This window comes from Moheibacter sp. (assembly GCF_049672845.1).
Classification (GTDB): Bacteria; Bacteroidota; Bacteroidia; order Flavobacteriales; family Weeksellaceae; genus Moheibacter.
The window spans coordinates 17,826-42,860 of record NZ_JBATWT010000011.1; the positions used below are offsets into that span (position 1 = coordinate 17,826).

General features: G+C 37.1%; 24 protein-coding genes. 16 read left to right on the forward strand and 8 right to left on the reverse strand.

Annotated elements, in window-relative coordinates; genetic code table 11:
* Position 1 precedes the first annotated feature (1 nt).
* Genes WBF63_RS04130 through WBF63_RS04140 form a run of 3 tightly spaced genes read right to left on the reverse strand, consistent with a single transcriptional unit; the run spans position 2 to position 1,837 of the window.
* On the reverse strand, positions 2-376 hold the full coding sequence (locus WBF63_RS04130; protein ID WP_424368436.1) for a hypothetical protein: 375 nt from the start codon (positions 374-376) through the stop codon (positions 2-4).
* Positions 377-400: 24 nt separating this feature from the next.
* Positions 401-1,480 carry an XAC2610-related protein gene (locus WBF63_RS04135; RefSeq protein WP_424368437.1) on the reverse strand — a complete coding sequence of 360 codons (1,080 nt, stop codon included), beginning with the start codon at positions 1,478-1,480 and terminating at the stop codon, positions 401-403.
* A gap of 9 nt (positions 1,481-1,489) precedes the next feature.
* Positions 1,490-1,837: a hypothetical protein gene (locus WBF63_RS04140; protein ID WP_424368438.1), complete on the reverse strand. Its 348-nt coding sequence runs from the start codon at positions 1,835-1,837 to the stop codon at positions 1,490-1,492.
* 114 nt (positions 1,838-1,951) lie between these two features.
* On the opposite strand from WBF63_RS04140, the gene WBF63_RS04145 reads away from it, so the two are divergent.
* Genes WBF63_RS04145 through WBF63_RS04160 form a run of 4 tightly spaced genes read left to right on the forward strand, consistent with a single transcriptional unit; the run spans position 1,952 to position 4,496 of the window.
* Positions 1,952-2,284: a carboxypeptidase-like regulatory domain-containing protein gene (locus tag WBF63_RS04145; RefSeq protein ID WP_424368439.1), complete on the forward strand. Its 333-nt coding sequence runs from the start codon at positions 1,952-1,954 to the stop codon at positions 2,282-2,284.
* Positions 2,285-2,289: 5 nt separating this feature from the next.
* Positions 2,290-2,994 (forward strand): hypothetical protein, encoded by a 705-nt coding sequence (locus tag WBF63_RS04150; RefSeq protein ID WP_424368440.1) that lies wholly within the window; start codon positions 2,290-2,292, stop codon positions 2,992-2,994.
* Between the two features lie 33 nt (positions 2,995-3,027).
* Positions 3,028-3,693 carry a hypothetical protein gene (locus WBF63_RS04155; RefSeq protein ID WP_424368441.1) on the forward strand — a complete coding sequence of 222 codons (666 nt, stop codon included), beginning with the start codon at positions 3,028-3,030 and terminating at the stop codon, positions 3,691-3,693.
* 26 nt (positions 3,694-3,719) lie between these two features.
* Entirely contained in the window at positions 3,720-4,496 is a 777-nt protein-coding gene (locus WBF63_RS04160) for a hypothetical protein (RefSeq protein ID WP_424368442.1), read from the forward strand.
* A 1-nt stretch (position 4,497) separates the two neighbouring features.
* Here WBF63_RS04160 and WBF63_RS04165 read toward each other — a convergent pair whose 3' ends face one another.
* Positions 4,498-5,817 (reverse strand): SH3 domain-containing protein, encoded by a 1,320-nt coding sequence (locus WBF63_RS04165; RefSeq protein WP_424368443.1) that lies wholly within the window; start codon positions 5,815-5,817, stop codon positions 4,498-4,500.
* 115 nt (positions 5,818-5,932) lie between these two features.
* Here WBF63_RS04165 and WBF63_RS04170 point away from each other — a divergent pair, with 115 nt between their 5' ends.
* Positions 5,933-6,241: a hypothetical protein gene (locus WBF63_RS04170; RefSeq protein WP_424368444.1), complete on the forward strand. Its 309-nt coding sequence runs from the start codon at positions 5,933-5,935 to the stop codon at positions 6,239-6,241.
* Positions 6,228-6,650 (forward strand): hypothetical protein, encoded by a 423-nt coding sequence (locus tag WBF63_RS04175; RefSeq protein WP_424368445.1) that lies wholly within the window; start codon positions 6,228-6,230, stop codon positions 6,648-6,650. Before WBF63_RS04170 ends, WBF63_RS04175 begins: the two co-directional genes overlap by 14 nt.
* Here the strand turns inward: WBF63_RS04175 and WBF63_RS04180 are convergent.
* The gene (locus tag WBF63_RS04180; protein WP_424368446.1) at positions 6,647-7,270 is read right to left on the reverse strand and encodes a response regulator; all 624 of its coding nucleotides are present in this window, start codon (positions 7,268-7,270) and stop codon (positions 6,647-6,649) included. The two genes, WBF63_RS04175 and WBF63_RS04180, sit on opposite strands and share 4 nt — an antisense overlap.
* A gap of 65 nt (positions 7,271-7,335) precedes the next feature.
* On the opposite strand from WBF63_RS04180, the gene WBF63_RS04185 reads away from it, so the two are divergent.
* The 4 genes from WBF63_RS04185 to WBF63_RS04200 all read left to right on the forward strand — a co-directional run bounded on the left by WBF63_RS04185 (position 7,336) and on the right by WBF63_RS04200 (position 13,818).
* Positions 7,336-9,294, forward strand: a complete 1,959-nt coding sequence (locus WBF63_RS04185; RefSeq protein ID WP_424368447.1) for a tetratricopeptide repeat-containing sensor histidine kinase — start codon at positions 7,336-7,338, stop codon at positions 9,292-9,294.
* A 69-nt stretch (positions 9,295-9,363) separates the two neighbouring features.
* A complete protein-coding gene (locus WBF63_RS04190; RefSeq protein ID WP_424368448.1) occupies positions 9,364-9,978 on the forward strand; it encodes a hypothetical protein in 615 nt (204 codons plus the stop codon).
* 402 nt (positions 9,979-10,380) lie between these two features.
* On the forward strand, positions 10,381-10,866 hold the full coding sequence (locus WBF63_RS04195; protein ID WP_424368449.1) for a hypothetical protein: 486 nt from the start codon (positions 10,381-10,383) through the stop codon (positions 10,864-10,866).
* An 87-nt stretch (positions 10,867-10,953) separates the two neighbouring features.
* Entirely contained in the window at positions 10,954-13,818 is a 2,865-nt protein-coding gene (locus WBF63_RS04200) for a glycoside hydrolase family 3 N-terminal domain-containing protein (RefSeq protein WP_424368450.1), read from the forward strand.
* A 112-nt stretch (positions 13,819-13,930) separates the two neighbouring features.
* Here the strand turns inward: WBF63_RS04200 and WBF63_RS04205 are convergent, their stop codons facing one another.
* The 3 genes from WBF63_RS04205 to WBF63_RS04215 form a co-directional block, all read right to left on the reverse strand.
* The gene (locus tag WBF63_RS04205) at positions 13,931-14,758 is read right to left on the reverse strand and encodes a hypothetical protein (protein ID WP_424368451.1); all 828 of its coding nucleotides are present in this window, start codon (positions 14,756-14,758) and stop codon (positions 13,931-13,933) included.
* A complete protein-coding gene (locus WBF63_RS04210) occupies positions 14,759-15,898 on the reverse strand; it encodes a hypothetical protein (protein ID WP_424368452.1) in 1,140 nt (379 codons plus the stop codon). It lies immediately after the preceding gene.
* A 158-nt stretch (positions 15,899-16,056) separates the two neighbouring features.
* A complete protein-coding gene (locus WBF63_RS04215; RefSeq protein ID WP_424368453.1) occupies positions 16,057-16,500 on the reverse strand; it encodes a hypothetical protein in 444 nt (147 codons plus the stop codon).
* Between the two features lie 63 nt (positions 16,501-16,563).
* On the opposite strand from WBF63_RS04215, the gene WBF63_RS04220 reads away from it, so the two are divergent.
* From WBF63_RS04220 to WBF63_RS04245, 6 genes are all read left to right on the forward strand, one after another.
* Positions 16,564-18,630 carry a TonB-dependent receptor gene (locus WBF63_RS04220; protein WP_424368454.1) on the forward strand — a complete coding sequence of 689 codons (2,067 nt, stop codon included), beginning with the start codon at positions 16,564-16,566 and terminating at the stop codon, positions 18,628-18,630.
* A gap of 106 nt (positions 18,631-18,736) precedes the next feature.
* Entirely contained in the window at positions 18,737-19,318 is a 582-nt protein-coding gene (locus tag WBF63_RS04225) for a TIGR00730 family Rossman fold protein (RefSeq protein WP_424368455.1), read from the forward strand.
* Between the two features lie 17 nt (positions 19,319-19,335).
* Positions 19,336-20,991, forward strand: a complete 1,656-nt coding sequence (locus tag WBF63_RS04230; RefSeq protein WP_424368456.1) for a hypothetical protein — start codon at positions 19,336-19,338, stop codon at positions 20,989-20,991.
* 69 nt (positions 20,992-21,060) lie between these two features.
* The gene (gene bshA, locus WBF63_RS04235) at positions 21,061-22,194 is read left to right on the forward strand and encodes an N-acetyl-alpha-D-glucosaminyl L-malate synthase BshA (RefSeq protein WP_424368457.1); all 1,134 of its coding nucleotides are present in this window, start codon (positions 21,061-21,063) and stop codon (positions 22,192-22,194) included.
* Between the two features lie 145 nt (positions 22,195-22,339).
* The gene (locus WBF63_RS04240) at positions 22,340-23,023 is read left to right on the forward strand and encodes a succinate dehydrogenase cytochrome b subunit (RefSeq protein WP_424368458.1); all 684 of its coding nucleotides are present in this window, start codon (positions 22,340-22,342) and stop codon (positions 23,021-23,023) included.
* On the forward strand, positions 23,020-25,032 hold the full coding sequence (locus WBF63_RS04245) for a fumarate reductase/succinate dehydrogenase flavoprotein subunit (protein ID WP_424368459.1): 2,013 nt from the start codon (positions 23,020-23,022) through the stop codon (positions 25,030-25,032). Before WBF63_RS04240 ends, WBF63_RS04245 begins: the two co-directional genes overlap by 4 nt.
* The last annotated feature ends 3 nt before the right edge of the window (positions 25,033-25,035 follow it).

Sequence of the window (25,035 nt, forward strand, 5' to 3'; positions counted from 1 at the left end):
CTTATTGTATAATTATAGAAAAAGGAAGGATGAAAATTGCTTTTACTTTTCTGTTATCCAAGATAATAGGACTTACAGTAGGAGCCGATTTCATGACCCTCATGATTTCAATTTCACAAGCACGGCATTCCGTGTTTTTTGAGATAATTTCCGGCTCTGTAACTTCTCCGTTTTCATCAATGACAAACTGAACCCGGTAACTAATCCTGGAAATGGAATCATTGTACGCTTGATGTGGAACCCGGAAACTTTTGTAAACATGTTCCAAAATCAGCTTGTGGGCTTCTTCCCTTTGAACAGAGGAAATAATAGTGTCTTGCTGTGCGAAAATTGTTCCGGTAAAAAGAAACAAGGTAATGATAAGTATTTTTTTCATTGCGAATTAATTATAAGTAAATTTTTAAAAATTATTGTACAAAATGTTATCCCAATCAGGTTTACGGAGGTCTTTTAAAGTTCCGGTAATTGTATCTTTTTTACCTTTCAGGTCATAGGTCTTGCCTTTGGTTTTGACTTTGATCCCTACTTTCTCAGGGCTTTCATATATTTCGTATTCTGCATCGGCATTTTTGAAAGACAAAGTATTTTCGTCCATGTCATAAGTGAAATTTTCGTAAACGGTTTCTTGGTTTTGTTCATCATAATAGGGTTGTGGGAAATAGAATTCAATTTCTTCATCTTCCAGGATTAGCACATAATTGAGAATTTTTTCTGTTTGGTAAATGATTAATTGTTTCCCTGATTTCTCCAATTCAAATGAAAAGATAATATCAGAACTCATTTCTTCCATCGGGAAGTAATTTTTAGTTTCACTGAACTCTTTTCCGTCTTTGTAATCGGTTTCGGTTACTTCTATAAAATTATTGTATGATAGATAGGCTTCTTCTATGATTTTTATGACTTTCGGCTCGTTGTTAATCACTTTAAATTCAGAAAACTCATGCCAGCAGCAACCGCTTTTGGTCATTGTGTGAATCGTTTGATTTTCATCATCGATTTGAAACATCCCGCAATAATCATTGGATAGTACAGAAAATCCTTCACTGTATTGCAATTTCCTGCTTTTATCTACCAGATAAATATCAAAAGAGGGTCCTCCATAACAACTGTTATAACCGTTCATAATGGCAAAATCCTTAATTCCGTCAAAATTATAATCCTCATATATCAACACACTTTGGCTGCCATAAGGGAGTTCCTTAATATTGGGAACAGCTTCATTCTCTTCATTCAACAAATAATCGGGAAAGCCATTTGTGTAAGCCTTCAATGCTTCTGAATTTGTTTTCTTGTCCATGATTCTGATGACATATTCCGGTACATATTCATCGTATTGAGAAACCACCAGTGTGTCATCATCATTCAGGTCGATTAATCCTTCAAACTCATCTGAAAAATCCTGAATCCTGACAGGGAAATCAACTTGGGCAAATAATCCCGAAAAACAGCCAACGGCGAATATGGAAAATATAAATTTCATTCTGAATAATTAACAAATGATACAGATTTGGCTCAATGCATACAATATTCCTGCAAGACCAAGTAATAATAAAACAGCCAAAATCAAAGCCATGATGCCCAGTTCGGATTTACTTAATTTTAAGCTCCAGATTGCCAATACCCAAACTGAAATCAAAACAGGAATTGCGAGAAAGGATACCGTCACACCCAAAGACACAAATTCAGTTCCGAATCGGGTTCTGTCCATTAGATCCCTCAATGAAAGCATGAGAGTGAAAAGCAAAGGATAACCTACCCCTAAACCGATTGCCCAAAGGGCTAATTTTCTTGCTTTGGCCTTTTTCTGCTTGGCTTTCGTTTCAAATTCCTTTAACATAGTGTAAAGTTAAATCTCTCTAAACTTTTTCAAAACCCCTGATTTCAGGGATTTTTGTGTTGGGATAGTGTTTTTAATTTTGAAGAAATGAAAAGTTTTAAAAAATGAAAAGAAGTGAAGATTATTAAATCCATCAAAACAGGATTGCTGATTTGTTCGGCAAGCTTGTTCGTTTCCTGTAGTTGTATGAGAGTTCTGCAGGGCATGATCAAAGACAGCGTTACACATATGCCAATTGCAGGTGCTCAAGTATCTGTCACCAACACAGGGTACAAACGAAATTTTGAATCAGACAGCTTAGGGAAATTTAATGCTTACCTGAGCGGTGGAAATAAATGTCCCCGAATTGAAGCGAGCATCTTTGCTGACGGTTATGAAACAGCAAAGGTTAAAGAACCCAAAAAACAAGATACAATTATCGTTTATCTGAAAAAAAATGAAAAATGAAATCCATGACAAAAATTTCATATTGGATTCCAATATTTTTATTTCTTATGCATTTCGAACTTTCCGCACAGCCAAAAATGAACGCGTGGAAAGTCGAGTATGAAATGAGCTATTCCGGAAAAGATTCGGTAATGATGGCGCTGATAGAAGCAATGACCATCCTCAATGAAAATGAGCCCGTCATCAGGGCATATGTTACATCCGAAAAACTAAGAGTGGAGCAATATAATTTAAATCCTTATGTACAGGTAAGCAACTTGAAAGACAGTGTTTCATTCAAATATATGACCAAAACCGATGACGATTTTAACCAGGAGAAATTGGCATACGAAGTGCCTTTGGCTGAACCTAAAATAAACGTCGATTATTTAAGCGATAACGAAGATCCTTCTATTTTTATTTCTTCTGATTTAGTGATGACTTTGTCAGATGAAACCCAGACCATTGCGGGAAATTCATGTAATCTTGCCCGCTTCAAGCTGGACGATTCCAATGAAATCCTTGTTTGGTATGTCAAAGACCTTCCTCAATTATTTTGGGGTGAATATGATTATCTGGAAAAAGTACCGGGATTGCCTTTGAAGATTGAAAGTAGTATCACCGATAGCCGATTCAATATAGGTATTGAGGCAAATTCTCTTGAAAAAGTAATGGTAGAACCTTCTATTTTTGAAGTACCGGAACACTACATATTTAAAAGCATACCCTAACCCGAGTCTTAATATTCATTCAAATAAGTGAACATGAAGCAACGACAAAACATTTTTCATTTTTTCATTTTTTTCTCTCTGTTTTTCTCTTCTGAAAAGATGATTGCCCAAAACAAGTTGGAAGTTTATCAAGTAAACTATAGATTCCATTTGACAAGCACCGATTCTGTTGATAAGGAAGTGACGGCAGCAATACAAATGCTCAATGAAGCAGGCCCTGCAATCAAAGTTTATACTAACGAGGAAAAGACAAAAATGGAGGATCATAGCAAATCTCCTTTTGTGCAGGTAACGAACTGGGCAGACAGTACTTCATTTAAATATTTCACCCGGTTTGATTCCTTAAAAGTCAAAGAAAGAATTTCCCTGACGGTACCGGAATATTTTCAGGAAATGAAAATTTCTTTCCCCGAAGAAACGCAGGTCATTTCCGGTTATACCTGTAACCTTGCCCGGTTATCATGGGACAAACCGGACGCTGATATGGAAATACTGATTTGGTATGTAAAAGGATTGCCGAAGATCTTCTTTAGCGAGTATGAGTTTCTGCTAAGCATACCGGGATTACCTCTGAAGGTAATAGCAAAAGGAATAAATGAAAATGATTTTGAATATGGGTTAGAAGTGCTTTCAATTGAAAAAAGGGTAGTTGAATCTTCCTTTTTTGAAGTACCGGAAGAATATAGAATTATAGAATAAAAGAGGGTTGAAAAAAAATGCAAATTATGACTAAAATTATGACAATACTTTGTCTGTCCCTATTCGTAGTACAGCCGATTTCGGCTCAACAACAAGATGAATTGAATTACCCCGACTTAATTCCGGTATTGGTAAATGACAGTTTGTATGGTTATTGTGATCAAGATTTAAATCTTAAGATAAATCCGAAATTTGAACACGCGGAATTATTTGAGGAAGATTTTCATTTTCAAATTTACCAAGTAAGAAATACTGAAGTCGTGCAATATGGGACCGCTGATTATGCATGGGTAGATATCAATGAGGAACGTTACAGAATCAATAAAAAGGGAGAGCCGGTTTATAAATACAATCCTGAAGACTTTAAAAAAGGAGATACGGTTATCAACCTTTTTATGAAGAGTCCGAATACTTATGTTATTGACGGTGTGGATTCAAAAACACTCTTTCAGCTCATAACAGATTCAAATACAGGTAAATCTGTTTTTCCTGACGAAGAATTCCTGGCAGAATTAAACGAGAAGGCCAAGGATTTGATTGAAGAAGGTGTTCGGCTTGTGTATTATCCGAAATTCGAAGAATTGCCCTTTTCTTATTTTACGAGTGAAGAAACTTTTTTACGCGGAATAAAAAATACCGAAACAGGCGAAATCATAATCAAAGCTCATTACGCTTTACTTGATGAGTTATACAATAATTACTTACGAATCCGCCAATATCCATTGGTGCTTGCTTACGGAGGAGTTTTGGACAAAGCCATTTATATTGGACTTGACGGAACAGAATACATCATCAAAAATTAACTCAATTATTGGAGGGCGGAAGTTTGGGGAAGGGTATTTCAATTTGCTGAGGATTTGATACAATTGCCGGCTCATAGCTGAATGGTTTGTAAAATACCGCATACATCTTATAGGTTCCCGCCGGAATTGTGTCCGGAATGAATTGCAAATAAGTCACTTCTTCTTCATTTATACCATGATAAATCAGGAATTTCTTAAATTCGTCGTCCCATTCCACCGTATTGTCGTCCAATAGGATACTGGGTGAATACCATTTTCCTTCCGGGCTTTTACCGTAAGTTTCTTTCAGACTTTTCGGGGGAAGCATTTCCGAGTGTGTACCATATAGGTCATACAGATAACGTCTTCCGGCCGGATTTTCCAGCAAAATACAAATGCGGCCGCTTGCAATTGAAAATGAGCTGGAACTGTTGTTCGTCATACCGATTGTAAAAACAAACATACTTTTTTCTTCATAATATGGATACAGTAAACTAAGATTAATGTTTTCTTCTTGATGATCTCCGCCAAATTCGAGACCATATTTATTAAGAATTAATTCTGTAGCATTTATCCAACCCTCAATATACTTGTTTAAATTTTCATTATAAAAGCGGATTTTCAACCAATTATCAGAGGTGAAATCCAAAATGAGAAATTCATCATCTTTAATCAGATACCCTATTGAATTTGCATTAAATTCAGGTTTTTCATATAACTCTGTTTTCTCGACAAAAACATAGGCATACAAATCTTCAATTGCTTGTCCATATTGAATGAGAAACAAATCTTCCGATTCATTACCCTGCCCGTATTGAATCTTTTTACTCAGATCCAAATCAGCTCCTGGTATGCGCAATGTCTCTACCGACATTATCAAGGAAACTTCAAAATCTTGATTGAACGAAAAGGTTTTCCAATTATCTGTACAGGACGGAAAAATAGATTGCCGGATGCGCAGTGTTTTTGGCCCAATGAATTCTGTATCAAGCAGACGTGTGTTATTGATTTCAAATTCTTTAAATGAAGAAATGTCTGGATGAAAAAGAAAAATTCTTCCCTTTTTATGTCCATATTTCCATTGAAAATTCAGAAATATATCAGTAAATCCGTCTCCATTAATGTCTTCAAAAAGAATCTCAGGGTTTTTTTCTGCATTTTTTAAGATAATCTGCTTTTTTTCATCTGGGAAGATAACAACCGACAAGTCACCTTTTTTTATGATTAATTGAGCCCGAATGTCATCGGCAATTTCAAATTCATGTACCGGATTCTGTGCCGGTAGAAGCTCTGAAATCAATCCTAAAAGAAATAAAATTCTAAAAAAGCAAATTGTCTGCATTTGCGCTATGTTTTATAAATCAAATTTATTGTTTGGAAGAGATGGGTAAAACCCCTGATTTCAGGGATTTTTTAAACCTTCGGTCAACCTTAATTTTGAATAAATCAATTTTGTTATGGAAAATATAGATTACAGAATGTGGATTGGTATTGTAATCCACGCTTTGATTAGCCTGTTGCAATTGGCAAATCCCGAACCTATCCTTTTTTATTTTACGGCACCCTTTGTTTTGCTAAACATTTTAGGATTGATATTCATTGTTTCAAACAAAATAAAAACCGGATGTATTTTATTTATGATTGGAAGTGCAGCCTTTATCCCAATAGGATTGATTGGTTTTTTTGGTGCGAGAAGCCTCATGAACAAATTGAAACAGCAGGATTTTTATTCAGAAATAAATTCAATAGGAAATGAAAGCAATTAAAACCTATAAAATGAAAGAATCGGCCGTGAATATTCCCCTTTATGCCGGTTCCGTATTGGCCATTATTGCCCTGGTAAGTTTTTTAGTGACCATGCAGCCCTTATTTTTACCGGGAGTGGGAATATCTGTATTTTTGGTTGTCATCAGTTTGATGAATAAGAACAGGGAAACCATAAAGTTGTATGAAGATCACATGGAATTGAAATTCGCGCCCGCTTCTCCACTTCATTTGATTCGCTACCAGGATTTACTTCGGCTGGAAGACAAAAACAAAAACCTGAAACGCCTGTATTTTCTTTCGGAAGGAAAAGAGAAAAAAATATGGATTCAGCTGAACCAGCATGAAAAGGAAGATATGGAAGAATTTATTCGGTTTTTGCAAGAAAAGATAGAAGCGAAAAAAGATTAAATCAGTCCCAAACTTTTTACTTTGCTGATAACGGAAGTCATGCTTTTTACTTCGAATTTTTCCATCAGATTTTTGCGGTGGCTTTCTACCGTATGCGGGCTGATGAATAATTTATCGGCGGTTTCCTGTGTGGTCAGGCCTTCAGCAATGTGCAGCAAGACTTCTTTTTCACGCCTTGTAATTTTTGGAATTTCGGTTAATTGTTTGTCAAGTTTCTGGAGAGATTCCTGGGTTCTTTTGCATAAATATTTTTCTCCGCGAAAAACGGATCGTATGGCTTCGGTGATTTCTTCGCTTTCGGCATTTTTAAGAACATATCCCAAAGCGCCGTTTTGCAACATTTGGGAAATGACAATACCTTCGTCCTGTCCGCTTATGGCAATGATCCCAATGTCAGGATACTCTTCAGAAATTTTTTTGCAGAGTTCCAATCCATTACTGTCCTGGAGATAAATGTCGAGAAGAAGTATATCGGTCGTATTGTCCGAAAGCCATTTCAGGAGCGATTTTCCGTCAGAAAAAGTGGCGGAGACTTCTATGTCAGGTTCAGTGGATAAAAAATGTTTAAATCCTTGCGTGACAATGGGGTGGTCATCTGTGATTACAACTTTAATTTTCAAACCGAAAGAAGTTTAAGTTATAATTTATAAGTTTATAGAGTCAAATTAATGAAATTTTTTAATGAATGAGGGTGGCTTATGTGTTAATCTTTTTGGGAATATTTTTATTTGGCTCTCTGCATAAGCTGGAAGCCCAAAATGTTGCGGATTTTCAGAAAGATAGCTTGGAGCTGGAAGAACTAATCAGCCGGATTAAAAATCTGAGCATTCAGGATTCCGCTCTTTTTTTTCAATTGGTCAATCAAGCCGAAAAAGATTTAAAAAAACATCCGTATCAATTCTCAGAAGGGAATTTACTCATTGCGAAATCCTCTTTTTATTTTGGGAAAAATGATTTGAAAACCGCCCGGAAATATGTAGACGAAGCTTTCGACCGGTTTTCGAAAATAAATAATCAACAAGACAAAGAATGGGGGATGGCCAAAGCTTCTATGTTGAAAGCTTTGCTGTATGGATTGAATGGGAATAAAGTGAAAGAGCAGGAAACTTACCTGAAAATCATTCCTGCGTTGGAAAAATACAAAGACACCATTACGCTCAATACAGTTTACGGGAATTTAGGTTTGATTTTTTATGACAACGGACAATTTGAAAAGGCAAAAGAATATTTTCTCAAAAGTTACCATACCCAAATCGATTCCAAAAAAGATTCGAGGAATTTAGGAAATTCCGCACTCAATCTGGTGATGGTTTCTTATCAGCTTGGCAATCTGGATGATATGCTTGAATACTTGGAAATCGCCAAATCAACTTTGTCACAGAAGAAAGATACGCTGCAGCAATGGGCGCTTTATTACAATTTAAAAGCGGAATACAATTTGGCAAAAGGGAATTTTGATGCTTCTATCCTCGATAACCGGTCTGCGTTGAAAGTCGCGGAAAAGTACAATGAATTTACCTATAAAATGAACGCTGTTTCCGGCATTGCACATGCTTATTATCAGAAAGGAGATTACCGGAATTCGCTTTATTACCTGAAACAATACTATGAAGATACCAAACGATATAATTATCCGCAAAGCACCTTGAGTTCGCTTAAGAATTTGGCTGATCTGGAACATAAAACAGGCAACCCGGAGCAGGCGTACGAATATATGCTGGAATATTCCGACTTGAAAGACAGCATTGACCAGAAAACAATTGTGCAGCGTTTACATACTTTGGAAGCAGAATTTCAATCGGCTCAAAAGGAAAAGGAAATCGCGCAGCTTCAGCATGACAATGAAAAAAAAGATTGGAAACTCCAGCAAAATAAAATATGGCTTTTTGGTTCGGTCGGAGCGATGCTGATTTTATTTGTTTTAGCGTTTCTATTATACAGGAACAGTAAGAGTCAAAAGAAAATTAACCAGCAAGATAAAGATTTGCATCATTATGAGTTATCACAACTGGAACATAAACACCAGATTGAAATGCTTTCCTCCTTGATGCAGGGCGCCGAAACCGAACGTCAACGTTTGGGACGTGATTTGCATGATGGTTTGGGAGGTCTGCTTTCCGGGATCAAATTGAAATTAAATACATTTTTTCAAAACCCCTCACAAGAAAAGGGAGAATTACAATCGGAATTGAAATCGGATCTGGACAACGCCATTACAGAAATGCGTTTTGTTTCCCAAAGCCTATTGCCTGACTTGCTTCAAAATTATGGACTTTCTGATGCTTTGCAGCAATATTGTTCCCGTTTGTCAGGAGAAGAATTGAAAATTGACTTTCAATCTGTGAATGTGAAGGAATGCCCGGACAAAGAAAAACAATTGATGTTTTACAGGATTGCACAGGAGTTAATCAACAATGCCGTAAAACATGCCGATGCAAAAGAAATTTTTGTACAGCTCCAACAAAGGGATTACCAGCTTTTTTTAACGGTGGAAGATGACGGAGTAGGGTTTGATGAAAAATTACAATCGGAGGGATCCGGTTTGGCCAACCTGAAACACAGAATTAATTACTTAAAAGGTAGTTTGGAAATTGCCACAGCCAAAAACAAAGGTACTTCGGTTTATGTGACTTGCCCTGTATAAATTCCCTGAATTCAGGGATTATTTTTATACATGTTTGCTTATACCTTTATCAAAAAAATATTTTAGTTCATGAAAAACAATTCATTTTACTTGTTCAGATTGGCTTTGGGTTTAATTCCTTTTCTCTTTTTAAATGCGCAGGAAAATAATAACCCTGAAGAATTAAAATACCCGGATCTGATTCCTGTTTTACAAGATGGACTTTATGGTTATTGTGACAAAGATTTAAATATAATGATTGAAGTTCAATTTGAAAGAGCCTCATTATTTAGTCAGGATTTTGACTTTATGGACATTAAGGATCCGGCAAAAAAAATGTACGAAAGCAGTGATTATGCCACAGTATATCAAGAGGGCGAAAAGTTACGAATAGATAAAAACGGGAAAGTAGTTTACAAGTACAATGATGATGATTTTAATGAAATCAGACCCAAAGAAATTGTAGGATATTTACCAAAAGAACAGCCTTTTGAGAAATTTTTAGATGAAAAAAGCCAGTTATGGGGCGTTCGCAACCCGATAACAGGTGAGAATATCTTACCGGCAAAATATTCCATTATTTGGAAAGAATATTACGTTCGTTTTCAAACCCCTCAGTATCCATTAGTGCTTGTTGAAACCTATGAGGATAAAGGGAGTTTTTTTGTGGGATTAAATGGTACCGAATACATAATTAGAAAATAAAATAGTTGTGAATTCAATTTGGTTTAAAATAAGTGTACTCCTTTCGGTATTGCCTCTTTTGTGCATTTTAATGCTCTGGTTTTTGAGCAGTTTTGCAGTTGACTTTAATGCCGTTCATGGAATATTGCTTTTTATTTTTGTCTGTTTTCCTCCTTTTGGTTTGATCAGTTGCATAACTGCATTGGTTAGAAATCAGAAGAAACAAAACACAAAATCGGAAAAGTACTGGCTATTATTTTTTATACTAACGAATTTAATCTCCATAATGTCAGTTGTTTATTTTCTGATGAACCTCGACTTAAACCCGGTTGGAATGTAAGGTGAGGATTATGTAATCCTTTACCGGATTGTAATGTGAAAATCATTTTCGGATGATACTTGATTATAAAACTTAGAAGTTAAATGAAAAAGAATTATTTTTTACTAATTGGTATATTCATCTTTTTTGGATTCACTTTTAGTCAGGCGCAAGTGATAAGTGCCGGATTCAAATACGATAAAAAAGGAATGTTTCAGGCAACGGTGAATTATCCCACTCTTTTCGATAAAAATAAACCTTTTGATATTTATTTTGGATTGGATTATACCACAAAAAATGATGAGATTCCATCAGGACTGGCTCCACAATTGGGTCTTGCTTATTATATTGTGGATAACGATTACAAAGACTATTTGCTTTCGGCCAACCTGAATGCGGGATATTTATTTGATTTCAATAAAGAATTTGACAACCAATTCCGGATTTCACCGCACATTTATTTTGAACTTTTATCCTTGTTAAATTTAAAAGTCGGATATGAGTATATGATGCCACTGGGCAAAGGATACCCCTTTGTTTCAATTGGAATTGGCGGTGGATTTATGTTCAGACATTTTAAGATGATGTGATAGATTTCATCTGAATGTTTTATATCTAAAATAAATTTCCGTTTTTTGGAAAGAAATTTGATTTTACCTGAACTAAATTTGATTTAAATGAAGAAGTTTTTTGCCCTTTTATCAATCTTAATTTTTTCTCAAATACTTTTTGCCCAGCAGGATTCTCCCTTATATGTGGATTCTCTGCAAATGAAATGGGTCAATGAAAAGTATGATGCCATGACTTTGGAAGAAAAAGTAGGGCAGTTGTTTGTGGTTGCGGCATATTCCAATAAAGATGCGGCGCACGAAGCCGAAATTGAAAATCTTGTAAAAAATGAAAACATAGGCGGACTGATTTTTATGCAGGATTTGGCTGTAAAGCAGGCAGAACTGACCAATCGCTACAACAAAGTGACAAAAGTCCCATTACTCATCGGAATGGATGCCGAGTGGGGTCTGGCCATGCGTCTGAAAGAGATAAACCGTTTTCCTTGGGCGATGACGGTTGGTGCGGTAGAAGATAACCAAATCGTGAAAGAAATGGGAAATGCCATTGGTGAGCAAGCCAGAACGATGGGAGTTAATTTCAATTTCGCTCCTGTTGTAGATGTGAATACAAATCCACAGAATCCCATCATTGGGAATCGTTCATTTGGATCTGATGTTCAGAATGTGGCTGACAAAGGAATCGCTTATATGCTCGGGATGAAAGAAAAAGGTGTTTTGGCATCGGCCAAACATTTTCCCGGACATGGCGACACAAGTCAAGATTCACACAAAACCCTTCCGCTGGTCAATCAGGATTTATCCCGATTGAAATCGGTGGAATTGGCACCTTTTCAGCAGTTGATTGATGCCGGTGTTCCGGCGATTATGGTGGCGCATCTCAATGTTCCGGCACTGGACAACAGCGGATTGCCGACTACTTTGTCCAAAAAAGTGGTAACCGATTTGTTGAAAAATGAAATGAATTTCAAAGGTCTGATTGTGACCGATGCTTTGAATATGGAAGGCGTGGCGAAATCTTATCCGCCGGGCGAAGTCGATGCGAGAGCTTTTGAGGCCGGGAACGATATTTTGTTGTTTTCACAAGCCGTAAAAACCGGAAAACAGAAAATCATAGCGAAAATTAATTCGGGTGAAATTTCAGAAGAAAGATTGGCCGAAAGTGTCAAGAAAATTTTAATGGCGAAATATTTCGTAGGATTGCATAACAGCAAACCGATTGATACAAAAGATTTGGTTTTAAGACTCAATCCGCCTGCTCATCAGGCTCTGACTTCAAAGCTTTATGAAAACGCAGCTACTTTGATCAAAAACGAATCGGATTTACTTCCGATTAAAAATTTAGCCGAAACCAAAATCGCTTTTGTGCCTTTGGAAGAAGCCGAATTTGAAACCTTTCATCAGAATTTGAATTTTCACGTTCAAACAGATTTAGTCCGAATAAAATCGGTTTCGGAAGTTTCGAAATTAAAAGACTACGATTATGTCATCATAGGATTCCATAAATCCAACGAAACCGCTTATAAAAGTTATAAAATTTCGGCCAATTCCAATGCGATTTTGAAAGCAGCAAGTGCACAAAACAATACGATTGCGGTGGTTTTTGGGAGTCCTTATGGATTGATGGATTTGGATTTGACTTCCACAAAAGCGGCCTTGGTAATGTACCAGAATTTGGATATGACCCAAAATGCTGCCGCGGGAATCATTTTTGGTGCAATCGGTGCGAAAGGAAAATTGCCGGTCGATGTCAATGCCGAATGGAAATACGGAAAATCACTAAAAACCGAGTCTTTACAACGTTTGGGTTTTGCAATTCCCGAGGCTGTGGGCTTGAAACCGGAAATCATTCAACAAATTGACCAGTTGGCACAGAAAGCCATTGACGAAGGAACTACACCGGGTCTTCAAATCGTCGCAGCCAAAAATGGAAAAGTGATTTACGATAAATCTTTTGGTTACCAAACCATTGAACGAAAAAAAAAAGTAAGCCCTAAAGATGTTTACGATGTGGCTTCCGTTACCAAAGTAACGGCTACTTTACCCTTGCTGATGCAGGAAGTCAGTAATGGCGAGCTCAACCTGGACCAGAATCTGGCGAGTATTCTACCCGAATCTGCCCGAACCGACAAAGGAAATCTGAAACTTAGGGAAATTCTGGCGCATCAGTCCGGACTGCCGCCTTGGATTGGGTTTTATAAAGAGTCGGTAAATGTTCAAAATGCAAGATTGTATTTGGATTATTATTCGAGAAAGCAAGATGAGGAACATCCGATCAAAGTGACCGATAATATATACATCATTGGTTCGATTCGCGATACGATTATGACCGATATTATGTATGCGCCTTTGGGTTCTAAAAAGTACGAATACAGCGATTTGGGGTATTATTTGTTTCAGGAATATTTGGAAAAAAAGTACAAAAAACCTTTGAATTTATTGGTGGATGAAAAGATTTATCAGCCGATGCAATTGAGTTCCACCACTTATTTACCACGAGAAAAATTTGATTTGGAATTCATTGTTCCGAGTGCAAGAGACCGGATTTACCGAAATCAATTGCTACACGGATTTGTGCAGGACGAAGGTGCAGCGATGATGGGAGGTGTTGCCGGACACGCCGGATTGTTTTCCAATGCGCAGGATATGGCGAAAATCATGCAGATGTATCTCAACGGCGGGAGTTATGGCGGTGTGAATTTTTTCAGTCCGCAGGCTTTGCAGGAGTTTACGAAAGATCAGTATTCGGGCAATCGGAGAGGAGCAGGTTTTGATAAACTTTCGGACCGAAGCAATAATTCTTACGGGCATTTTGGCTATACGGGAACGATGGTTTGGAACGATCCCGATCATCAGTTGGTGTTGGTTTTCCTCTCCAATCGGGTAAATGTGAGTACCGAAAGCAATGATTTATCCCGAAAGAAAGTCCGCGAAAATATACGGCAGGCGCTGTATGATGCGGTGGTGAAGTGAGAACCAGAATCAGGGAGGAGGTTGTGAGATTTTAACTATAAAGTTGATACAAAGGAATAATCAATTTACTCTGATACCCACCATTTCGCCAATGATGTTGCGTGCAGTTTTTTTATTCGTCAATTTTAGAAATATTTTTGATTGGGTTTGGTTTTACATTAAGAACACTATCTATAATTGTGTCAAAGAATTGGTCTGTTTTAATCCAAACTTCGTTTGTTTTTTCATTTAATCGATAATCTCTAAACATATCCAAAATGATGTTTTTTTCAGTATTTATGTCATAAAATCCTCTTTTTATTATTTGATTTTGTTCTGTATAAAAACTTACAAGATTATTTTTCAATTTAACAAATTCCCAACTATCCTCACCAAAATGGATTTCTTGGAGTGTGTCATTTTCAACTTTAAATAATTTTTTAGGAAAACCATCTCCTAATGTTATGTAATTCTTGTTATTATGAGAAAAAGCTTCAAAAAATCGAAGTTCAAAAGAATTTGTTGGTGGGTAAATTTCTTTTCCAACTATATTGTAATATTCTTCTTTATTATCCGAATTACTTGCTATAATCATAACAGGATTCTCATATGGAAAAAGATCGATACTGTAATAAGATTTTACAATTGGTAAAATAATTTCACCTTTAATATTAGCCAATCCATTTAATTTTTCTTTTTCTACTAACAAGTATTCTGCATTTAAAAACCGGATATTTGTAAACTCAGCTTTAAGAATTTCTTTACCGTTTTTGTTTTGTAACCCTATTTTATTTCCTTCATAAAAGTAATCGTATTTTTCATAAACTTCAGGAGGATACCAACTAATATCATCTCTAAAATCAATAGGAATAATCTCTTTATTTGAAAATTTAGTACTACTGCAAGAGCAGAATATTAGAAAACATACTACAAAATAAGATATATATAATTTTGAGATCATTTATTTTATTTGTTTTTTGATTTCATCCATTGCTTTATTTAGAAGTCCGCTTGGATAGGTGGTCTTTCTATAATTTTTTATTGGTTTTGTGATTATTTTTTGGTTTTTAAAGTCCAAAATGTAGAATCCTATTATTGATTCAGGCTCTTGCTGATTACTGATATGCCTTATTAGATATTCAATATAGATTGGTTCTTCATCTTGATAGTAAATGGTAATATTATTGACATTTCCATTTATATTAGAATATGAAGTATATTGGTCATAAACAGCTTTGTGTAATTTTTTTTTCTTTTGATATAGAGTTAATGTTATATCAGAATTATTGTTTAAGTTTTGCTTGGGTTCATTATTGTTCTTTATTGTTTTTGTTTTCAGATTTCTATCATTGTCGATTTTAGCAACTAATTTGTCTATTTCTTTTATTGTAGAATCGTCATATAAAGCTATTCTGTTACGGCCTTGTCCATAAAAACCATTTTCAAATATTACATATCTAAAATCACTATCAATTTTTATTAAGATTATGTTTCTGTTATAACCTTCTGCACGTCTTGAATATAGAATTTCAAAATTTTGAATTTGGTTTTCTGACATATAGAAAGCTACAGCTTCTTTTTCATCTTTAATCTCTGTAAATTTCCAATTAAGTGCATTGTCTTCATATTTGTTTATTTCACTGTTTTTTTCATAGAGTAAATCACGAAAATATGCGATTTGTTTATCACGCTCAATATTTCCACTGCTTTTTAAAAATCTAAATCCATCATCTTTTTTGGAATAATATAATTTCCCTAAATATTCGTTAATTAAAGTTTCTTGCTCTTCATTTCTTTTCTCTAAAAAAAAGCTAATGTAGTTTTCATCAATAATGGTATATTTTCCGGAAGTTGAAGGTGGAAATCTGTCTTGTCCACAGCCAGGAATTCGATAACTGTGGAAAGTTCCGTCAGATTTTAAGATAAGTATAAGTCCAAATTCAATTCCGTGTTCATCTGGTTTTGTTGGATTTAAAATGTATTCTTCAGGAGGGTTATTATTATCAATTAGAGAATTAATATTCCATTTTCCAACAAGGTCTTGGGCAATTACATTTTGAAGTAATAAAAGTGAAATAGTAAATGTCAGTATTTTTTTCATTGTTAGCTTTTATTTCTTAGATGTAAAAAATAATAGAAAGGTTGGGTGTACTCGCTCGTTTTTGGTAGAATTGCACACAATTATACAATAATTTTCTGACTGATTGAAAAATGATAATATGTAAGGGTTTGCAAATCAGATAGCTGATGGCCTAATTTTTATTCCTCTTCCTCTGGCTCAATCCCCGGTGGATTAAACAATCCCCAATCGTCCACCACATAATTCCAAACATCAAATGATTTGACCCATTCGCGGAACAATAATTTGAAATTTTCTATTTCACTTCGGATCAAATCGGTGTAATCGTTTTCTTTCATTCTACCTAAATCCAAATAACCCACCGTCACCGAAATTTCCCGTGCTGCCTTGCGGATGATAGCTGCATTTTCCATTCGGATGTCGTACAAATCCCCGGCTTCCGCACCCGAAATTTTTGCCGGAATGATCATCGCATTTTCTGTGATCATATCAAGTTGAAATCGTAGCGGAGAATTTTCATCAATTTCAGATTTTTCCAAAAAAGCATTCAGTCCGTCCACCAGTTTCAAAATTTCCATTGCCTTTTTCATAATCGGCCTATTAAAAACTTCTTTTCGGTTCATTTTTTGTTGATTTAACTGATCGAAAATAAGAATTTCCGTCGAATTAATCCTTAATTTTCACTTATGAAGAAAAATCTATTTTTTCTGAGTTTTTGGCTCATGCCGTTTAGTTTATTTTCCCAAATCTCTGACTCCGCCGTTACAGAACTTCAAACGGCGACCATCACACATTTTATGGTCAACGATAGCCTTCTCAACGTTCCGGTTTCAATTTCCATTCTCGACGAAAAAGCCATTCATTCCAATAATTCCACGGAAATTTCTTGGGTTTTGAACAAAGCACCGGGCGTTTTTATGCAGTCGGGGAGCATCAATACCAACCGGATTTCCATTCGGGGTTTGGGCGCGCGAACGCCTTATGGGACGAACCGCATCCGTGGATTTTACGGCAATATTCCACTGACTTCGGGCGACAGCGAAACCACGATTGAAGATTTGGATTTGGAACAGATTTCTCAAATCGAAATCATCAAAGGACCGATGTCGAGTATTTACGGAGCAGGTCTTGGCGGCGCGATTTTATTGCATCCCAAAAAATCAAATTTCAAAGGAAGTGAATTCCGGTTTTCGACCACCGTGGGTTCATTTGAATTGTTGAAAAACAACGCCGGATACAGTTGGAACGGCGATCATTCCTCTATTCATTATGGTTATTCCCGAATTCAATCCGATGGATTTCGGGAGAATTCGGGTTATTTCCGGGAAGGTCATACGATTTCAGGCGATGCTTATCGGGACGAAAAACACCGTTTGTCGTATTTGTTCAATCAAACCTATCTGAAATCCTATATTGCGAGTTCCATCAACGAAACTGATTTCGAAGAAAATCCATCTTCGGCAGCGGCAAACTGGCGAGCAGCACAAGGTTATGAGCAATATACCAATTGGATGGGCGGACTGGATTATGCCTATCAAATCAGTCCGAAAACGGAATTGGCCGCAACGGTTTATTTCGCAACCAAAGAAGGGTATGAACCGCGTCCGTTTGACATTCTCACACAAAATACCCAAACTTATGGCGGAAGAATTCAGCTGAGTGGAAGTTCTATTTTTAATCTGCCGTTTCAATATGTTTTGGGAGGAGAATTGTTTCAGGATGAATATGACGGAAAAACTTTTGAAAATCTCTACGAAACCAATGATGGAAATGGAAGTTTGCAAGGAAATCAATTGACCCAAACGCTTCAGGATCGGTTCTTTTATAACCTTTTCGCTCAAATCCGAATTCCGATTTATAAAAAATGGGAAATTCAAGCCGGATTGAATTTTAATCAAACGCAATTTGATTTAACAAATGCATTTCCGCAGGAAGATTTTGATCAGTCTAAACATGCCTACGACCCGATTTTCTCGCCGCAAGTTTCGCTTTTGTTTCATCCTAATAAAAACCAAACTTTTTTTGCCTCTTTCAGCCGGGGTTATTCCTATCCTTCCATCGATGAAATGCTGAACGAAGAAGGCCGCGTAAATACTTCCATCCAACCGGAAACGGGAAATAATCTGGAAATCGGTTATAAATTATTTTGGCCCAAATTCCATCTGGAAATTTCGGCTTATCGGATGAATGTAAAAGATTTATTGGTTTCGGAAAGAGTGGCGGAAGATCAATACATTGGTGTAAATGCCGGGAAAACTTTGCATCAGGGAATTGAAATTTCCTCGCATTATAAATTTGTGCTGCATCGGAACTGGATTTTTACGCCATCTGTTTCGGCTTCGATTGGGCAATATGAATTCGAAGAATTTAAGCATAATGGCAATGATTATTCGGGCAATGAACTTACGGGCGTTCCGGCCAATTTGGTCACGGCTGGATTTGAACTGCGGATGCCGTATGGTTTTCGCTGGATGGCCGATTATTATTTTGTAGATGAATTCCCGATCAATGATGCGAATTCGGTTTACAATGAAACTTATCAGCTCGTTAACACCAAACTGGATTGGGAAAAAGAATTCTGGAATCAACTCAAAGTAGGACTCTCAATTGGGGTCAATAATCTGACCGATACCCATTATGCATCGATGGTTTTGGTCAATGCGACGGCTTTTGGAAATGCTTTGCCGAGGTATTATTATCCGGGAAATCCTGTGAATTTTTATGGACAGTTGAGGTTGAGTGTGAAATTATGAGGTTTTTTACATTGAATAATTTGGAAGTTATGCTCATTAATTTACTTAATGATTTTATGTTTTTATAAATTCGCAAAATCATTTTTCTGATTTTAAATTTAAATTTATGAAATCCATTTGTGTGTTTTGTGCTTCGAGTTTGGGCAATTATCCGGTCTATGCAGAGACTGCTTTTGAACTGGGCGAAATTCTTGCCGAAAACGGAATTGAACTGATTTACGGCGGCGCTCAAGTCGGTTTGATGGGGAAAGTAGCCGACGGAGCTTTGTCCAAAAAAGGCAAAGTAACGGGCATCATCCCGGGATTTCTTCAGACCAAGGAAATTGCACACCATTCGCTCAACGAATTAATCACTGTGCAAACAATGCACGAAAGAAAAGCACTGATGCACGACCGTTCCGATGCTTTTATTGCCTTGCCGGGCGGATTTGGAACGATGGAAGAATTATTTGAAATCCTCACTTGGGCGCAGTTGAGTTTGCATCAGAAACCGATTGGCGTTTTGAATATCAATGGATATTACGATCCGCTGATTCAATTGGTCGATAAAATGATTGAAGAAGAACTTTTGCGAAACGAATACAAAGGAATGCTGCTCATCAGCGACTCGATCGAAGATTTATTGAGCCAAATGAATTTGTATGAAGTTCCGACCGCGAAAAAGTGGATTGGAACCGAAATAATGTAATGAATTTATATTCCAAAATGAAGAAGTTTATAATTTTTAGTTTTTTGATTGCTGCTTTGCCAGTTATGGCGCAAGAGATTTTAATTCCGTTTAAATCGGGAGAAAAATTCGGGTTGATGGATGAATCGGACAAAGTGATTGTAGAAGCTAATTATGATGAGGTAGAATGGTTGGGAGATGAATATTTTCAAGCGGAAGAGAGATTATTGGTAAATGATAAAATAAAAACAGATTCAGGACAAATTGAAAGAAATGATTTAGTTGCTGTTAAATCCCTGTTATACAAAGGAAAAGTTTTGATTGGACCCAATCCTTATTCGTATTATCAAGTGATGCCCGGCATGCTGATCAGTGCCTGGTTTACGGGTGATGCAGAAAAAATGAGCCTTAATCAGAAACAGTATGACAATTTAAAAGGGAAATCTCCGGCTTTTTTTCTTTATAATTTAAAGGGAGAAAACCTAAGCCCGGAGGGATACCGACGTCTGGAATTTGTGGATGCGACAGGCCGGAGCGATCAAAATCCGGAAAAGCTAAAGTACGCATTGCTCTTTATGGAGAATTTTCAGAATGAGTTTGAGATGGCGGTTTTTGATGCAGATGAAGGAAAGATTAAAGAATTCTTATTTCAGAATGTTACCGATTTTAAAGTGCTAATCAACGACCCCAAAACCCGAACTTATTCATTGGAATACAAAGATTCAAATCAGGACATTCAAAGAAAAAAAGTGCTTAAAACATCTGATTATTTTCTAATGGAAGAAATGACAGAGCCGGTACCTGACAGAGCTGAAATCCTTCAGGAAATGGATGAAGACCTTCTCGCAATAAATGCTCAGTTGGTTCCTGAAAAAGCAATAAAATCAGAAGGTTTCCCTCATTATTTTATGGAGAACGGAATCCTGAAATATGAAAATGATAAAGGAGAAATATCCCATGTCAAACTTTTAGCTGGTTCAAAAGTATCTTTAAGAATGCCACAAATTAACCGCCAGAAAGAAGATGTCATTTATAAAAAAGGAAATCTTTTTGGGTGGATAAAGCATGGAATTCAACAGGAAGCGCGTCATGATTCACTTGCTTATTTTGGTAATAGTCAGTTTTTAATTTGCAATAAAATTAATTCTCAACTGAAATGTGGTACGCTGGATTCTAAAGGAAATGCGTTCATTCCCATGGAATATGATTCGATTGCAGGAACGATGAAAACCTATCGGATAGATAAAACGACCGGAAAGTTTGGTCTGAGGAAGGATAAGAGAGAGGCTTCCGTTGGAGATTCCGACTTCGAAAATCCTTTCTACATAAAAACAGAAGCCAATATTGTGGTTTATAAAAATGGCAAAGCAGGCATTGTGAAAGCTAACGGTAATTTGGTTTTGCCATTGGAATATGACGAAATAGGAATGAACGGAATGAAAACACGTGGCCCGGCCATTAGTGATTTCATAGTTTTAAAAGAAGGAAATCAATATGGTGTAATCATGTCCAATTTCGATTCCGAAAGCAAGCAATATCTTCAAGAAATTTTAGAACCAATGTTTTCAGATTTTCCGGCTTTTTATTTTAAGGATTATTATGGGAAAAAAGGTTTCCATCTTTTTGGTCTGATGGATGAGCACGGGAAAATTCAGGCTTATGCATCAGAAATTGGAAGGGTTTTTATTAAATAAAGTTTTAACGTAGAAAAACAAAACCAATCCTTCAAAATAAATTAACTTAGTACCCAAATTCTTTTGGATATGAAAATAGGGATTGTCTGTTATCCGACTTACGGCGGAAGCGGAATTGTAGCGACAGAATTAGGGATGGATCTTGCCGGACGTGGCCACGAAGTTCATTTCATCAGTACAAGTCTTCCTGCGCGACTCGATATAAAACTTTCCAATATTTATTTTCATAAAGTCAATGTAGAAACTTATCCGCTTTTTCACCAGTATCAGCCTTATTCGCTTGCGCTGAGCACGATTATCGTCAATATTGCGCAATCACAGGGACTTGATTTAATTCACGTGCATTATGCAATTCCGCACGCTTATGCTGCTTATTTTGCCAAACAAATGCTCAAGGAAAAAGGAATTAATCTGCCTGTGATTACCACGCTTCACGGAACCGATATTACTTTGGTGGGAAATCATCCGGCGTACAAACCGGCGGTGGAATTTTCCATCAACCATTCCGATAAAGTTACTTCGGTTTCTGAAAGTTTGAAAAAGGAAACTTATGAATTCTTTACGATTGACAAGGACATCGAAGTAATTCCCAACTTCATCGACAATCAACAATTCATCAAAGATGAAAACTGCGGTTGTCGGACACAGATGGCACCGGACGAAGAGAAAATCATCATCCATGTGTCCAATTTGCGCAAAGTGAAAAGAGTGGAAGACGTGATTCAGGTTTTTTATCGGATTCAAAAAGAAGTTTCGTCCCGATTAATTATCGTAGGCGAGGGGCCGGAGTGGGAAAATGCCAACCGGCTGATTGATGAATTGGGAATTGCGCACAAAGTAAAAAACCTGGGGAAAATCAGTGATTTGCAAAACGTGCTTTGCTCGTCGGATTTGTTTTTGCTTCCTTCGGAAAAAGAAAGTTTCGGACTGGCAGCATTGGAAGCGATGGCAGCGAGCGTTCCGGTGATTTCTTCCAATGCAGGCGGAATTCCGGAGGTGAATATCGATGGCGAAACCGGATTTGTTTTGCCGATAGGCGATGTGGAAGGGATGGCAGAAAAAGCAATCTGGTTATTGAAAAATCCGGAAAATCTCCAAAAATTCAAAAGAAATGCCAAACAACAAGCTTTGAAATTTGACGAGAAAAACATCATTCCCATGTATGAAGAATTGTACTATTCGGTCCTTGAAAAAGTGAAATAAATCTTAAAATTGAAGCGGTTTAATTCTATTGAATTAATTAAGAATTAGTCTAAACTACTGTCAGAGCGGAATAGAATGACATTTTTCATTGTTAAGAGATTTTAACTTTTCTAAATTTGTTTTCGTTTCAACAATAATCTGCTCTATGGCAACAGAATCTTTATTCCGGTCATCCATCGGAAAGAAATTTGCAATGGCTTTGTCAGCTTTGTTTTTGCTGATATTTCTATTGCAACATTTTATCATCAACTCATTGGCGGTGATATCACCTACGGCGTTTAACGAAGCCTCCCATTTTATGGGGTACAATCCTATAGTACAATATGTAACTCAACCCATTTTGATTTTTGCGGTTGTTTTTCACTTTGTCATGGGGTTCATTCTGGAAATTCAAAACAGAAAGGCGAGAGGCCCTGTAGCGTATGCAATGAACAAACCGCAGGAAAATTCCACTTGGTCCTCCCGAAATATGATATGGAGTGGATTGGCCATTCTTGCATTTTTGGTGCTTCACTTGATTGATTTCTGGTTTCCTGAAATGAATTATAAGTATATCGCAGCGGAAGTTCCGGATGCAGAGCGTTATTATGAAGAATTAATGCATAAATTTCAGAATCCTTGGAGAGTTTTGGCCTACGTGGTTGCCTTCTTCCTTTTGATGATGCATTTGTTGCACGGATTCCAATCTGCATTTCAATCCATTGGTGCCAGACACAGAAAATATACACCTTTTATAAAATCTTTTGGTAAAGTATTCGCTATCGCAATTCCGGTTGGATTTATGTTGATTGCCATTATTTGTTACCTTAAAAATATTGAAGTTTTATGAGCAAATTAGATTCAAAAATACCTGCAGGAGATATTTCGCAGAAATGGAGTAATCACAAAGCACATTTGAATTTGGTTGCTCCCAATAACCGTGACCGAATTGAAGTAATTGTTGTCGGTACGGGACTTGCAGGTGGTTCTGCCGCCGCGACTTTAGCCGAATTGGGTTATAAAGTAAAAGCTTTCTGTTACCAGGATTCTCCAAGACGTGCGCATTCCATTGCGGCACAAGGAGGTATCAACGCAGCGAAAAATTACAAAGGAGACAACGACTCCGTTTATCGTTTGTTTTATGATACGATCAAAGGAGGTGATTACCGAGCCAGAGAAGCCAACGTTCACCGTTTGGCGGAAGAATCAGCAAATATCATCGACCAATGTGTAGCCCAAGGCGTTCCCTTTGCACGAGATTACGGTGGATATCTTGACAACCGCTCATTTGGTGGGGTACAGGTCAGCCGAACTTTTTATGCAAAAGGCCAAACCGGACAGCAATTATTGCTGGGTGCTTATTCCGCAATGAACCATCAGATCGGACTGGGAAGAATTCAGATGTACAACCGACATGAAATGCTGGATCTGGTCATTGTAGATGGAAAAGCACGCGGAATCATTGCAAGAAATCTTGTAACCGGTGAAATTGAAAGACATTCTGCTCACGCAGTCGTTATTGCTTCGGGTGGATACGGGAACGTTTATTTCCTTTCGACCAATGCAATGGGATCCAATGCCACAGCAGCCTGGAAAATTCACAAAAAAGGAGCATTCTTTGCCAATCCTTGTTATGTGCAAATTCACCCTACTTGTATTCCGGTTCACGGAGCCAATCAGTCCAAACTGACTTTGATGTCGGAATCGCTTCGTAACTCAGGAAGAATCTGGGTTCCGAAAAGAATAGAGGATGCCATTGCCATTCGTGAGGGAAAGAAAAAAGCGACCGATATAGCAGAAGAGGACAGGGATTATTATTTGGAAAGAAGATACCCGGCTTTCGGAAACTTAGTGCCACGTGACGTAGCTTCAAGAGCAGCAAAAGAACGTTGTGATGCAGGTTTTGGAATCGAAAACAACGATACAAAAGAAGGAGTATTCCTTGATTTCTCAACCGAAATCAAGAAAAAAGGACGTGAAGTTGCTTACGCAAACGGAAACCACAATCCAACTGACGAGGAAGTAACTAAATTGGGTAAACAATGGATTGAGGATAAATATGGAAACCTTTTCCAGATGTACCAAAAAATCACCGACGATAATCCGTATGAAACCCCAATGAAAATTTATCCGGCGGTTCACTATACGATGGGAGGAATTTGGGTAGATTATAATTTGATGAGTACCATTCCGGGATGTTATGTGTTGGGCGAAGCCAATTTCTCTGACCACGGCGCAAACCGATTGGGGGCTTCAGCTTTGATGCAAGGATTGGCAGACGGATATTTCGTATTGCCTTATACCATAGCAGATTATCTTTCAGCTGATATTCGAACCGGTAAAATTCCGACGGATTCTCCTGAATTCGATCAAGCTGAAAAAGCAGTTAAAGATCAGATTAATTCATTTATAAATAATAAAGGAAATCGTTCTGTAGATAGTTTCCACAAAGCTTTGGGACATATTATGTGGAATAAAGTGGGAATGGCAAGAAACGCACAAGGACTTTCTGAAGCAATCCAAGAAATTGCTGAACTCAGAGAAGAATTCCACAAGAATGTATTTATTCCCGGAACGGCAGACGAATTAAATCCTGAACTTGAAAAAGCACTTCGTGTTGCAGACTTTATGGAATTGGGCCAATTGATGGCAATGGATGCTTTGCAAAGAAACGAATCTTGCGGCGGACATTTCCGCGAAGAATACCAAACCGAAGAAGGTGAAGCATTGCGTGACGACGAGAATTTCACATTTGTAGGCGCTTGGGAATACCAAGGAGAAGACATCAACCGTGAAATAATGCACAAAGAAGAATTGAAATATGAATTCATTGAGCTGAAAGCTCGAAGCTATAAATAAACG